The organism is Caballeronia sordidicola, from assembly GCF_001544455.2.
GTDB classification, from domain to species: Bacteria; Pseudomonadota; Gammaproteobacteria; order Burkholderiales; family Burkholderiaceae; genus Caballeronia; species Caballeronia sordidicola.
In genome coordinates, this window is record NZ_FCOC02000032.1 from 46,953 (window position 1) to 60,346 (window position 13,394).

The window sequence follows — 13,394 nt, forward strand, 5'->3', positions numbered from 1 at the left end:
GACACATTGAGTCCTCGATCATCTGGACCAATGAGGCGTTGCAGTAGTTGTGTTTTTGCAACGTTGACCGGCAGTTATCATCGGCAGTTTTTTTGATGGGTCGGAGCCGCAACGCTGTCTCCGATTTCATTCGTTTTTCACCCATAGCAAAGATCTCAAGCGACATGGAAAACACGCAAGACAACTCCGCGAGTCAGAACCCCACGCCCGTCGACGAAACGGCGGCTCAAAACACACAGCAGCCGAACACGCCAGAAATACAAGGCGCGGCAACGGACGCCGTCGACGTGAACGAAACCGAGGCGCTTCTCGCCGAAGCCCAGGCCAAGGCTGCAGCGTTGCAAGAAGAGTTCTTGCGCGCGAAAGCCGAGACGGAAAACGTGCGGCGCCGGGCGCAGGAAGACGTCCAGAAGGCACATAAGTTCGCTATCGAAAATTTCGCCGAAAATCTGCTGCCAGTGCTCGACAGCCTGGAAGCCGCGCTCGTGCATTCCTCGACGGATCTCGCCAAGGTCCGCGAAGGCGTCGAATTGACGCTGCGCCAATTGACCGGCGCGCTGGAAAAGGGCCGCGTCATCGAGGTGAATCCGGTTGGCGAAAAGTTCGACCCGCATCGTCATCAGGCTATTTCGATGGTGCCGGCGGATCAGGAAGCCAACACGGTCGTGTCAGTGCTGCAAAAAGGCTATGTGATCGCCGATCGCGTTTTGCGGCCGGCGCTCGTAACCGTGGCTGCGCCGAAGTAAACGTACCGCTCCGAGCTCCGCCGTCATGGTCAATATTCCGGTCGACGCCACGGCGTTTTCCGTTTTCGACATGCAGGAACTGAGCGCCGACATGTTCGACGCCGGCCTGGCGTCGGCGGAAGACGAGCTTGCGGTTGTGTTCTTCTGGGGCTTCGAGTGCTTCAATTGCGAGATCGCGAAAAAAGCGATGCTCGCCAAGCCAGGCGAAATCCGGGCGCTCGGATTGAAGTGGTTTCACAGCAATGTCTACGAGCATCGGGAGCTTGGCCGGCGTTTCATGCTGCACGGCGTTCCCACGTGGTTCTTTTTCTACCGCGGCAAGCGTCTTGGACGGGCGACCGGCTGGCATGGACTCGGCCAGTTTGAAGCCGCCGTGGCGGCCGCCCGGGAGAAAATCCGGGCGCTCGACATGAAGCACCTGAGCTGAACGCGCGAAAAAAGTTGCAGACAGGCTGAAAAAAGTCGAGTTTGCGTGGGTTTTTGGTCTTGAAAACCATGCGAACGCTCTTATTTGGCGTACAGGGTTAAATTTTGGGCATCCGGCAGCGTTTATCGATGACAAACGCGTCGAAACGGAAAAACGGATGCGCTGCGATCAAAGTCAGGAGAGTGATAAAAATGGGCAAAATCATTGGGATCGATCTGGGCACAACGAACTCGTGCGTGGCGATCATGGAAGGCAATTCCGTCAAAGTGATCGAAAACGCGGAAGGTACGCGTACCACGCCGTCGATCATCGCTTACGTTGACGACAACGAAATCCTCGTCGGCGCGCCGGCGAAACGTCAGTCGGTGACGAATCCGAAGAACACGCTGTACGCGGTCAAGCGGCTGATTGGCCGTCGTTTCGACGAAAAAGAAGTGCAAAAGGACATCGCGCTGATGCCCTACAAGATCGTGCGCGCCGATAACGGCGACGCCTGGGTTGAAGCCCGCGATCAAAAGCTGGCGCCGCCGCAAATCTCGGCTGAAGTGCTGCGCAAGATGAAGAAAACCGCTGAAGATTATCTCGGCGAGGAAGTGACGGAAGCCGTGATTACGGTTCCGGCGTACTTCAACGACAGCCAGCGTCAGGCAACGAAAGATGCAGGCCGTATTGCCGGTCTGGAAGTGAAGCGGATCATCAACGAACCGACCGCCGCCGCGTTGGCGTTCGGCCTGGACAAGAACGAAAAGGGCGATCGCAAGATTGCCGTGTACGACTTGGGCGGCGGCACGTTCGACGTGTCGATCATCGAAATCGCCGATGTCGACGGTGAAAAGCAATTCGAAGTGCTCTCCACGAACGGCGACACGTTCCTGGGCGGTGAAGATTTCGACCAGCGCATCATCGACTACATCATCAGCGAGTTCAAGAAGGAACAAGGCGTCGACCTGTCGAAGGATGTGCTTGCGCTGCAACGCCTGAAGGAAGCGGCTGAAAAAGCGAAGATCGAGTTGTCTTCGGCGGCTCAAACTGAAATCAACTTGCCGTACATCACGGCCGACGCGTCGGGTCCGAAGCACTTGAACCTGAAAATTACGCGTGCGAAGCTCGAGTCGCTGGTCGAGGAACTGATCGAGCGCACCATGGAACCGTGCCGCGTCGCTATTAAAGATGCAGGCGTGAAGGTCGGCGATATTGACGACATCATCCTGGTCGGCGGTATGACGCGTATGCCGAAGGTGCAGGACAAGGTCAAGGAATTCTTCGGCAAGGAACCGCGCCGCGACGTGAACCCGGACGAAGCCGTGGCTGTTGGCGCCGCCATTCAGGGTCAGGTTCTGTCGGGCGACCGGAAAGACGTGTTGCTGCTGGACGTGACGCCGTTGTCGCTGGGTATTGAAACCCTTGGCGGTGTGATGACGAAGATGATCAACAAGAACACGACCATCCCGACCAAGCACGCACAGGTCTATTCGACCGCCGACGACAACCAGAGCGCCGTGACCATCAAGGTGTTCCAGGGCGAACGTGAAATGGCGGCGGGCAACAAGCTGCTGGGCGAGTTCAACCTCGAAGGCATTCCGCCGGCAGCACGCGGCACGCCGCAGATCGAAGTGAGCTTCGACATCGACGCGAACGGCATTCTCCACGTCGGCGCGAAGGACAAGGCAACCGGCAAGGAAAACAAGATTGTCATCAAGGCGAACTCGGGCTTGTCGGACGCCGAGATCGAGAAGATGGTGAAGGACGCTGAAGCGAACGCCGACGAAGATCATCGTCTGCGTGAACTGGCTGACTCGCGCAATCAGGGCGACGCGCTGGTGCACAGCACGAAGAAGGCCGTGGCTGAGTACGGCGACAAGATCGAAGCGGCTGAAAAGGAACAGATCGAAGCTGCATTGAAGGATCTTGAAGAAGCGCTCAAGAGCACGGCGAGCGACAAGGCCGCAATCGACGCGAAGATTGAAACGCTGTCGACCGCATCGCAGAAACTCGGCGAAAAGATGTACGCCGACATGGCTGCGGCGCAAGGTGCGGCGGGCGCGGCAGCAGCGGGCGCAGGCGGCCCGGGTGCGCAACAGGCGGCGCCGGAGCAGCACGACGACGTTGTCGATGCCGACTTCAAGGAAGTGAAGAAGGACTAAGTCGATTGAACCGCGCAAGCGTGTCTTCGGCGAAAGTTGAACCGGTCCCGTGCAGCTTCGGCTGCGTGCGGGACCGCGACGGAAGATGTCTTGCGAGACGTTGAGCGCAAGGACAAAGAACGCGCCTGGCGAGCCAAATGGCTCCCCGGGCACGTTGTTTTTTAGAGGGCGCTGCGCTTTGTACGACTCATGCGCGCCGGTTGTTTGCTGACCGGGCGAAATCGCACAAAGGCGGGGCGTCGACAAATCACACGAGTCGCAAGACTCCAGGCATCCAAGAGGGAGCTGTCGGCTTGATCGGAAAGATCGGGCACGGTGGCGCGGAACCGATATGGCGAAACGGGATTACTACGAGGTTATGGGCGTCGCGAAGAACGCGAGCGACGACGAAATCAAGAAGGCGTATCGCAAGCTTGCGATGAAGCATCACCCCGACCGCAATCCGGATAGCAAGGATGCGGAAGAGCGTTTCAAGGAGGCCAAGGAGGCCTATGAAATGCTCTCGGATCCGCAAAAGCGCGCGGCGTACGATCAGTACGGCCATGCGGGTGTCGATCCAAACATGGGCGCGGGCCAGCAGGGTTTCGGCGGATTTGCCGATGCTTTCGGCGATATATTCGGCGACATCTTTGGCCAGGCCGCCGGCGGTGGCGCGGGTGCGGCGCGCGGGCGCGCCGGTCCGCAGGTTTATCGTGGCGCGGATTTGCGCTACAGCATGGAAATCTCGCTGGAGCAGGCCGCGCACGGCTACGACACGCAAATTCGCGTGCCGAGCTGGGTCAATTGCGAAATCTGTAAAGGCTCGGGCGCGAAGCCCGGTACGAAGCCGGAAACATGTCCGACGTGTCACGGACAAGGCACCGTGCGGATGTCGCAGGGCTTTTTCAGCATCCAGCAAACCTGCCCGAAATGTCACGGCACCGGCACCTATATTCCTGAACCGTGCGGTCATTGCCATGGCGCGGGCAAGGTAAAGGAAACGAAGACGCTGGAAGTGAAGATTCCGGCTGGCATTGACGACGGCATGCGAATTCGTTCGTCCGGTAACGGCGAGCCGGGCATCAATGGCGGTCCGAGCGGCGATCTGTACGTCGAAATTCACATCAAGCAGCACTCGGTGTTCGAGCGCGACGGCGACGACCTTCATTGCCAGATGCCGATTCCGTTCACCACGGCGGCGCTTGGCGGCGAGATCGAAGTGCCAACACTGGCGGGCCGTGCGAGCTTCACCGTGCCGGAAGGCACGCAGTCCGGCAAGACGTTCCGTCTGCGCAGCAAGGGTATCAAGGGATTGCGTTCGAGCATTGCCGGGGATCTATATGTGCATGTACAGGTCGAGACGCCGGTCAAGCTCACCGACCAGCAACGCGACCTGCTCAAGCAGTTCGAACGTTCGCTGACCGAAGGCGGCGCGCGTCATAGCCCGCAAAGCAAGAGCTGGTTCGACCGGGTCAAGAGTTTCTTCGATTGAGGCACTGACCATGCAGCAACGCAGCGAGGTTTTCGCGCTGCTCGACGATTGCGACTCGACCGCCGAAAGGCGGTCGAGTCGCCTTTACGCCAGCTTCGTGCGCGAACGGGCATGTCACGATGCCGCGCAACTCGACACCGTATGTGCGGGCGTCCAGCACGATTTGCGCGACGGATTGCATGCCGTCGTGCTGGCGGACTACGAATTTGGCCGCAACCTTCAGTTGGCGCAGCCCGGCAATGCCGCGCTGCGCTTTTTGTTGTTCCGCGAGTGCACAAAGCTCTCGCGGAATGAGGCGGATCAATGGCTTGCCGAAAACGACAACGGCTCGGCAGATCGGCCGTCGGTGGCGGGTGTCGCGCACATCGAGTCGAGCGTGACGCCCGATGCGTTCGAGCAGGCCATCGCGGGCGTGCAGGAAGCGCTGCACGCCGGCGACTCGTATCAGATCAATTACACGTTTCGACTCGCCTTCAGTGTGTTTGGCTCGGCAATCGGGTTGTACCGAAGGTTGAGGGAGCGGCAGCCCGTGCGCTACGGCGCGTTGATCGCGATGCCCGATGGGCGGAAGGTGCTGTCTTGCTCGCCTGAATTGTTCATAGAACGTGACGGTGATGTGATTCGTGCCCGGCCCATGAAAGGCACCGCGCCGCGCAGTGTCGATCCGGAATGGCTGCGGCTCGATCCGAAGAATCGCGCTGAAAACGTGATGATTGTTGATTTGTTGCGCAACGATATGTCACGTGTGGCGGTCACCGGGAGCGTCCATGTGCCGAAGCTGTTTTCGGTGGAAGCGTACAAGTCGATGTGGCAAATGACCTCGACGGTAGAGGCGCGCTTGCGTCCCCGCACGACTTTCGCCGATATCCTGCGCGCATTGCTTCCCTGCGGTTCGATTACGGGCGCGCCGAAACACAAGACCATGCAACTGATCGACGCGCTCGAAAGCACGCCGCGAGGCATTTATACGGGCGCTATCGGCTGGCTGGATGAACGCGATGATTTTTGTTTGTCCGTGCCGATCCGCACGCTCGAAATTCAGCACGGCCGGGGCAGGATGGGTATTGGCGCTGGGATCGTGCTGGATAGCAACGCCGCCGACGAATACGAGGAGTGTCAGTTGAAAGCGCGATTCCTGACGGGTTCCGATCCGGGTTTTCAACTCTTCGAAACCACGTTTGCGACGAAGCAAGACGGGATTCGCCGCTGGGACAGGCATCTGGCGCGGCTGGCTTCGAGCGCCGGATGGTGCGGCTTCCCGCTTGACCGGATAATGCTGGAGGCGCGTATCGATGAAACCATCGCCGGGTTTGAAGCCGACGCGCCGTACCGGTTGCGGATTGCGTTGGCGAAGAGTGGCGAAATAAACCTCACGAGCGCGCCGCTTGCGCCGTTGCCGGAGCCAGCGGTGAATGTACTGCTGGCATCGGACTGTGGCTTTGGGCCGCGTTCTTCCGGCGATCCATTGCTCATGCACAAGACCACATCGCGCGAAGACTATGACCTCGCGTGGCGCGAAGCCGAGGCGCAAGGCGCATTCGACATGTTGTTCTTCAACGAGCGTGGCGAACTGACGGAAGGCGGACGATCGAACGTGTTCCTGAAGCTCGATGGCCGCTGGAAAACGCCGTCGCTAGACTCAGGCGTCTTGCCTGGAGTAATGCGCGGTGTCTTGCTGGAAGAGTTGAACGCGCAAGAGCACGCGTTGACGGCCGACGACCTGAACCGCGCAGAAGCGCTGATGATTTGCAACGCGCTGCGCGGCGCGGTAGCTGCGCGGTTGAAGCGCAAAAGCTAAACCTTTAAAACGTATGCTCGGGCCCGGGAAAAGTTTTATCTCTCACGGCCTGCACATACGCTTCCACGGCCGCGAAAATACTCGGCTGTCCCTGCATGAAGTCCTTAACAAAGCGCGGACGCTTGCCGGGGAAAATCCCGAGCATGTCATGCAGCACGAGCACTTGTCCTGAACAATCGATCCCGGCACCAATGCCGATTGTCGGGATAACCAACTGTTCCGTCACCTCGCGCGCGAGCAATGTAGGCACGGCCTCGATCACGAGCAACTGCGCGCCGGCCTGCTGAAACGCCAATGCGTCGCGGCGCATCTGCTCGGCGCCGGCATCGGTTTTTCCTTGCACCTTGAAGCCACCGAACGCGTGCACGGATTGCGGTGTCAAGCCAACGTGGCCGCAAACCGGAATGGACCGGTCGACCAGGAACCGCACGATGTCCGCCGACCATTCTCCGCCTTCGATCTTGACCATCTGCGCGCCCGCACGCATCAGCTTCACGGCGTTCGCGTACGTTTCCTCGCGCGAGCCGACGGTGCCGAACGGCATATCCGATACAACCAGCGCATTCCTGTTCCCGCGTGCCACCGAAGCCGTGTGATACGCAATGTCATCGAGCGTCACGGGCAACGTGGTGCCGTGCCCCTGCAACACGTTGCCAAGCGAATCGCCAATCAGCAGCACATCCACGCCCGCGCGGTCCAGCAAGGCAGAAAAGCTTGCGTCGTAACACGTCAGCATCGTGATCTTTTCGCCGGCTTCGCGCATGGTCCGAAGCTTCGGGACCGTGATCGCGGCGCGGCTGGTTTCCTGCAAATACGCCATGGCAATTTCCACATCGACGAGATAGGAGACGGCACGCTGTCGCGCCGCCCGGACGGATTTAGAGTGACGTGCCCTTGACAAAGAATTCCTTGCGCCCGCGCATGGTTTCAATACGGTCGACCAGCAGCGCCAGATCGGCGTCCGATTCCAGCGGATTCAGATGCTCGGCGCTCACCGTCAACAAGGGCGTGGCGTCGTAGTGATAGAAGAAATCATTGTAGGCGTCGCAAAGGGCGCGCAGATAGGCATCGGGGATTTGCAGTTCCATGGGTATCGCGCGTTTCTGGATGCGCGCGAACAGCGCTTCGGGGCTGGCTTGCAGATACACCACCAGATCGGGCGCGGGCGCCGGCGCATTGAAGCGCGCCGACACCGCGCGGAACAGTTCGAATTCGTCGTCGGGTAGCGTGAGGCGCGCGAAGAGCGCGGTTTTCTCGGTGATGAAATCCGTGATGAGCGGTGCGCCCGCCGTCTGTCCGAGATGCCCGGGACCGCCCACGAGCGCCGCGCCGATTTCCTGCGCCTGCTGCGCGCGCTGCAACGCGAACTGCAATTGCGTGGCGAGCGCGTAACGCGTGTTGTCGCGATAAAACCGCTCGAGGAACTGATTTTCCTGCTGGCGTTCGAAGAACGTGCGCATGGACCAGCGCTCCGCGAGCAGCCGCGCGAGCGTGGTCTTGCCAACGCCAATCGGGCCTTCTATTGCAATGTATCGGTGCGGCGGGCGCAAATGCGGCGCGGTGACGGTAAGCGGCGTGCTCATGGAGTTCTCATGGTTGTGAGGCTTTCCGCCAGAAGGCGTTCAGGCTTCGCGACGCGAAGTGCAGCGGGAGGCGAAAAGCGGGCACTGATGCGTCGCCACTTTTTCGATGCGTTGATCTGCGACGGACGCCAGGAACGCATCGGCGCGGCCGCGTTGGGCAATGACAATCTCGCCATCGAGTTCGATCATCGGCACGAGCGCGAACGCGCGCTCCGTGAGACGCGGATGCGGAATCACCAGATCGGCTTCCTCGATGCAGGAGTCTCCGAACAGGAGGATATCGAGGTCGAGCGTGCGCGGCGCATTGCGATAAGGCCGCTCGCGCCCGAAGTGTTCTTCAATGGAATGGCACAGCCGCAGCAGATGTCGCGCGGGCAGGGTGGTATCGATCTTGACGACACAATTGAAGTAGTCGTCGCCGCCGGCGTCGATGGGCGCGGTGCGATAGAGGCTCGATTTCGCGAGCACGGTGATTGTGTGTTGCTGAGCAAGACACACCACTGTGTCTTTCAGGGTCTGGCGCGCATCACCAAGGTTTGCGCCCAGGCCCAGATAAGCTACCGTCATGGCATGAATCCTACGACTGTCGTTCGGCGAAACATGACGCGAATGCGTTTTCAAAAACGCGTGCGGGCCGTGTCAATCGTCGCCATGCCGCACGTCGCGCTCTTCGCGCACATCACGTTCTTCACGAGCCGATGTGTCCCCCGCGCTCGCGCCGCCCTCCATTCCGGTGCCCGGCCCGCGGCTTTTGGCGTTACTGCTACGCCGCCGTCGTTTCTTGGGCGCCCGGTCCTTCCCGCCTTGCGACAGCAGTGACTCTCGCGCGGCTGTGTCTCCAGCGATAAAGTCCGTCCACCACTGCCCGACCGATGCATCCAGTTCGCCCGATTCGCACCGGAGCAGGAGGAAATCATAACCCGCTCTAAACCTTTGGTGTTCCAGCAGCTTCATGGCGCTGCGGCCGGAGCGTTTTTCGAGCCGATGTTGCAGGCCCCAGATTTCACGCATATCCGATGAAAACCGCTTGTGGATAGCAAGCTTTTCGGTCTGCATGTCGAGCACGTCGTCCATCGCGCGATGCAGCGCGGGCACCGGGAATTCGCCGGCGAGCGTGTATTGCTGCCAGCGCGACTGCATGTCGTTCCAGAGCAGCGTGGCAAACAAAAATCCCGGCGATACACCCTTGCCCGCGCGCACGCGTTCGTCGGTATTGGTGAGCGCCAGCGTGATGAATTTCTCGCCGTGCGCCGATTCGAAGATGACGTCGAGCAGCGGTAATACACCGTGATGCAAGCCTTCCGCGCGCAGCCGCGTGAGGCACGCGAGCGCGTGGCCGGAGAGCAGCAGCTTGAGCATTTCGTCGAACAGACGCGCGGCCGGGACATTGCTGATCAGGTCGGCCAGTTCAGCGATCGGCGCGCGCGTGGCCGGCTCAATCTCGAAACCGAGCTTTGCCGCAAAGCGCACGACCCGCAGCATGCGCACCGGATCTTCCCTGTAGCGCGTGGCGGGATCGCCGATCATGCGCAGCAGGCGTGCGCGGACGTCGGCCATGCCGTCGTGATAATCCAGCACGGTTTGCGTGGCCGGATCGTAATACATGGCATTAATGGTGAAATCGCGGCGCGTCGCGTCTTCGTGCTGTTCGCCCCATACGTTGTCGCGCAGCACGCGGCCGCTTGCGTCGACCGCGTGCGTGCGCGTGTCCATCTCGCCGCGTCTCAGGCGCGGCGGAGGCGGCGATGGCGGCGCGTCGGCGGGGGTATCGACGAGCGCGCGGAACGTCGACGTCTCGATGATGTCCTGCCCGAACTGCACGTGCACGATCTGAAACCGCCGGCCGATAATGCGCGCCCGGCGAAACAGCTTCTGCACCTGATCCGGCGTGGCGTCTGTTGCAACGTCGAAATCTTTCGGCGCCACGTTCAGCAGCAGGTCGCGCACCGCGCCGCCTACAATGAACGCCCGATGCCCGGCTTGCTGCAGCCCTTCGGTCACGCGAATCGCGTTCTTCGAAATCAGCGACGGGTCGATGCCATGCACATCCGCCGGCAGTATCACCGGCACGTTGGGATCGCGCCTGGCCGCGGCTGGCGCAGCCTTCTTGCGCGTGCTCTTGCGGGCGGGTTTTACATCGTCGGAGAGCGGGGCGGTCGCCAGAGCGTCCTCTTTGGCGCTTTCCTGGCCGAACAGCTTGCGGATGAGTTTTTTAATCACGTGGGGAGAAGATTTCCAGGATGCGCCAGCCGCGGGCTTGCGCGTGAGCGCGCAGGGTGTCGTCAGGATTGGTCGCGATCGGGTCGGTGACTTTCTCGAGCAGAGGAATGTCGTTGTGCGAGTCGCTGTAGAAGTAGCTGTGTTCGAAGTCGCTCAGGCTTTTTCCCATGGAAGCCAGCCACATTTCGGTACGCACGATCTTCCCTTCGCGAAAGCTCGGCGTGCCGGTTGGGCGGCCGGTCAGCTCGCCGTTCGGGATATTGTCGACTGTTTCGACTTCGCACGCGATCAGCGCGTCAATACCGAACGCCTGGCCGATCGGCGCGGTGATGAACGCGTTGGTTGCGGTGACGAGGCAGCACAGGTCGCCTGCTTCCTGGTGTTTGCGCACCAGTTCCAGCGCGGCGGGCTGGATGGCCGGCGTGATGACTTCGCGCATGAATTGCGCGTGCCAGTCGTCCAGGCGCGTGCGCGGATGCAGCGCCAGCGGGGAAAGCTGGGCGTTCAGGTACGCGTGGATATCGAGCGTGCCGGCCTTGTATTGCGCATAGAACGCGTCGTTTTGCTTCGCGAACTTTTCAGCATCGACAATGCCGAGCCTCGCCATGAAGCGACCCCATTCGTGGTCGCTATCCGTCGGGATGAGGGTGTGATCGAGATCAAATAGGGCTAGGTTCATGGAAGCGCATTTTACTTGAAGCGGATGGAAGCGTTCTTGGGCCGCTCGTGAGCGCGTGGAGTGACGGTGCGTGGTCAGAAAAGCTCGGTTTGCGGGCGCGGTGTTTCGTCGTCTTTCTTGGCGAGCATCGTGCGCAACAAAGGCAGCGTGACCGCACGCTTTTGTTCCAGCGAAAACCGGTCGAGTTCGTCGAGAAGTTTCATCAGGCTTGGCATGTCGCGCCGGAAATGGGTGAGCAGGTAGGCCGGCACGTCGTCCGCCAGATCGATACCGCGTTCGCGCGCCGCATGTTTCAGAGCGGCGCCCTTGCTTTCGTCGGAGAGCGGCGTGAGCTGGAAGACCAGTCCCCAGCCCAGGCGCGTGCGCAAGTCCTCTCTCACCGACAACCCCAGCGGCGCCACATTACCGGTTGCCACGAGCGCGCTCGCCGGATGGGCGCGCACTTCGTTGAACAGGTTGAAAAGCGCGATTTGCTGCGCGCCGGACAGGCGTTCGCAGTCGTCGATGGCGTAGAGGGTCGCTTTCGGATCGAAGGTGAACGCGGCCAGCGGCGCTTGCGGGCTCAGGAAACGCCCGCGGCCGTTTGCTTCGTGCATCAGCGCCTGCAGCAGGTGACTGCGGCCGCTGCCCGCTTCGCCCCAGACGTAGAACGTGCGGTCGGCCACGGGGCCCGCGGCGAGTTCGCCTTCGAGTCCGCGCAGGCGCGTGACCAGTTCGTGGTTGCCGGCGGCGAAGAAGTTGTCGAAGGTGGCAAGCGGCGGCGTGCCGAGATCGAGCGTCAGTTGGCGTTGCACGGGCAATCGGTTCCGTCAGGGCGTGTCTTGAAAAACGGCTCGCTCAGCTTGGCCGATGTCCGGCATGACCGGGGTAAAAGGCGTTGAGCGCAGGGTTGAGACACGCGCCGAAGGGACGCGGGTCTCAAAAAAAGTGGAGCGGTGCTTTTGAGCCGGCGACGCGAAGTGCGGGAAATCCGGCTGGGCGGCTGGCATCGGTTAAAATCTCATTTTACCGACCTTCTCGCCGATCCCCCATGAATCAACCGAAATCCGCCCCAGAGCGCACGGGCGCCCCCGCCCAAGGTTTGTCCTATCGCGACGCGGGCGTGGACATCGATGCCGGCGACGCGCTTGTCGACCGGATCAAGCCTTTTGCCAAGAAAACCATGCGCGACGGCGTATTGGGGGGAATCGGCGGATTCGGCGCGCTGTTCGAAGTGCCCAAACGTTATAAGGAGCCGGTGCTCGTGTCCGGAACGGACGGCGTTGGCACGAAGCTGCGTCTTGCGTTTCAGCTGAACAAGCACGACACCGTTGGCCAGGACCTGGTTGCCATGAGCGTCAACGACATTCTCGTGCAAGGTGCTGAACCGCTGTTTTTCCTCGATTATTTTGCTTGCGGCAAGCTTGATGTAGATACGGCCGCGACCGTGGTGCAGGGCATTGCGCAAGGTTGCGAGCTGGCCGGTTGCGCGTTGATCGGCGGTGAGACGGCTGAGATGCCGGGCATGTATCCCGATGGCGAATACGATCTGGCCGGGTTTGCGGTTGGCGCGGTGGAGAAGAGCAAGATTATCGATGGCTCGACCATCAAGCCGGGCGATGTGGTTTTGGGGCTGGCATCGTCGGGGATTCATTCGAATGGGTATTCGCTGGTGCGCAAGATCATTGAGCGGGCGCAGCCTGATTTGAATGCTGATTTCGATGGCCGGACGCTTGCCGATGCGTTGATGGCGCCGACGCATATTTATGTGAAGCCGTTGTTGTCGTTGATGTCGCAGATTGCTGTGAAGGGTATGGCGCATATTACGGGCGGCGGATTGGTCGAGAATATTCCGCGGGTTTTGCGCGATGGTTTGACGGTTGAGCTGGATCATCGGGCGTGGCCGTTGCCGCCGTTGTTTTCGTGGTTGCAGAAGCATGGCGGTGTGGCGGATGCGGAGATGCATCGGGTATTCAATTGCGGGATCGGGATGGTCGTTGTGGTGGATGCTGGCGACGCTGAAGCCGCGACGGGGCTTTTGTCAGCGGCTGGGGAGCAGGTTTGGTCGATCGGGCGGGTGCGGGAGGCCGGGGTGGGCGAGGCTCAGACTATCGTGGTTTGAGGTTTTGCTGGCGCCGGGGGAGGGGGTGCTTTTGGGATCCTGCTTTTTGGGGCTTCGCGCGTTCCCTGTTCGTTGATATTTTTAGCACTGTTGGCCACTGTCCGTGGCGGGACTTCATTTCTTTTTCCAACGGCGAAAAAGAAACGAAGGGCGTTTTCAAGGTACAAGTGCAACACCTTTGAAATAGGATATGTTGCATGGGACAAAGCTATGAACAACTCAGTG

General features: G+C 60.5%; 13 protein-coding genes. 6 read left to right on the forward strand and 7 right to left on the reverse strand.

Annotation, left to right across the window (positions count from 1 at the left end):
• Positions 1–164: 164 nt before the first annotated feature.
• The 5 genes from grpE to pabB all read left to right on the forward strand — a co-directional run bounded on the left by grpE (position 165) and on the right by pabB (position 6,586).
• Positions 165–746, forward strand: coding sequence for a nucleotide exchange factor GrpE (grpE, locus tag AWB64_RS29025; protein WP_060858878.1), 582 nt, complete (start codon positions 165–167; stop codon positions 744–746).
• A 25-nt stretch (positions 747–771) separates the two neighbouring features.
• Entirely contained in the window at positions 772–1,173 is a 402-nt protein-coding gene (locus AWB64_RS29030) for a thioredoxin family protein (protein WP_060858864.1), read from the forward strand.
• Positions 1,174–1,364: 191 nt separating this feature from the next.
• Positions 1,365–3,317 carry a molecular chaperone DnaK gene (gene dnaK, locus AWB64_RS29035; RefSeq protein ID WP_060858865.1) on the forward strand — a complete coding sequence of 651 codons (1,953 nt, stop codon included), beginning with the start codon at positions 1,365–1,367 and terminating at the stop codon, positions 3,315–3,317.
• A gap of 331 nt (positions 3,318–3,648) precedes the next feature.
• Complete coding sequence (gene dnaJ / locus AWB64_RS29040) at positions 3,649–4,788, forward strand: molecular chaperone DnaJ (RefSeq protein WP_060858866.1); 1,140 nt, start codon at positions 3,649–3,651, stop codon at positions 4,786–4,788.
• Between the two features lie 4 nt (positions 4,789–4,792).
• Positions 4,793–6,586 carry an aminodeoxychorismate synthase component I gene (gene pabB, locus AWB64_RS29045; protein WP_374728656.1) on the forward strand — a complete coding sequence of 598 codons (1,794 nt, stop codon included), beginning with the start codon at positions 4,793–4,795 and terminating at the stop codon, positions 6,584–6,586.
• Positions 6,587–6,590: 4 nt separating this feature from the next.
• On the opposite strand, the gene panB is transcribed toward pabB, so the two are convergent.
• The 6 genes from panB to hda form a co-directional block, all read right to left on the reverse strand.
• Positions 6,591–7,406 carry a 3-methyl-2-oxobutanoate hydroxymethyltransferase gene (gene panB, locus AWB64_RS29050; RefSeq protein ID WP_060858868.1) on the reverse strand — a complete coding sequence of 272 codons (816 nt, stop codon included), beginning with the start codon at positions 7,404–7,406 and terminating at the stop codon, positions 6,591–6,593.
• A 58-nt stretch (positions 7,407–7,464) separates the two neighbouring features.
• On the reverse strand, positions 7,465–8,169 hold the full coding sequence (locus AWB64_RS29055) for a deoxynucleoside kinase (protein WP_060858869.1): 705 nt from the start codon (positions 8,167–8,169) through the stop codon (positions 7,465–7,467).
• 39 nt (positions 8,170–8,208) lie between these two features.
• Complete coding sequence (gene folK / locus AWB64_RS29060; protein ID WP_060858870.1) at positions 8,209–8,736, reverse strand: 2-amino-4-hydroxy-6-hydroxymethyldihydropteridine diphosphokinase; 528 nt, start codon at positions 8,734–8,736, stop codon at positions 8,209–8,211.
• 72 nt (positions 8,737–8,808) lie between these two features.
• A complete protein-coding gene (gene pcnB / locus AWB64_RS29065) occupies positions 8,809–10,332 on the reverse strand; it encodes a polynucleotide adenylyltransferase PcnB (protein WP_374728657.1) in 1,524 nt (507 codons plus the stop codon).
• A gap of 49 nt (positions 10,333–10,381) precedes the next feature.
• The gene (locus tag AWB64_RS29070) at positions 10,382–11,068 is read right to left on the reverse strand and encodes a histidinol-phosphatase (protein WP_060858872.1); all 687 of its coding nucleotides are present in this window, start codon (positions 11,066–11,068) and stop codon (positions 10,382–10,384) included.
• A 74-nt stretch (positions 11,069–11,142) separates the two neighbouring features.
• Positions 11,143–11,862 (reverse strand): DnaA regulatory inactivator Hda, encoded by a 720-nt coding sequence (gene hda, locus AWB64_RS29075; protein WP_060858873.1) that lies wholly within the window; start codon positions 11,860–11,862, stop codon positions 11,143–11,145.
• A 236-nt stretch (positions 11,863–12,098) separates the two neighbouring features.
• Here hda and purM point away from each other — a divergent pair, with 236 nt between their 5' ends.
• The gene (gene purM / locus AWB64_RS29080) at positions 12,099–13,169 is read left to right on the forward strand and encodes a phosphoribosylformylglycinamidine cyclo-ligase (RefSeq protein ID WP_060858874.1); all 1,071 of its coding nucleotides are present in this window, start codon (positions 12,099–12,101) and stop codon (positions 13,167–13,169) included.
• Here purM and AWB64_RS32100 read toward each other — a convergent pair.
• On the reverse strand, positions 13,151–13,394 hold a 244-nt coding region (locus tag AWB64_RS32100), incomplete at its 5' end, for a hypothetical protein (RefSeq protein ID WP_208603332.1). The two genes, purM and AWB64_RS32100, sit on opposite strands and share 19 nt — an antisense overlap.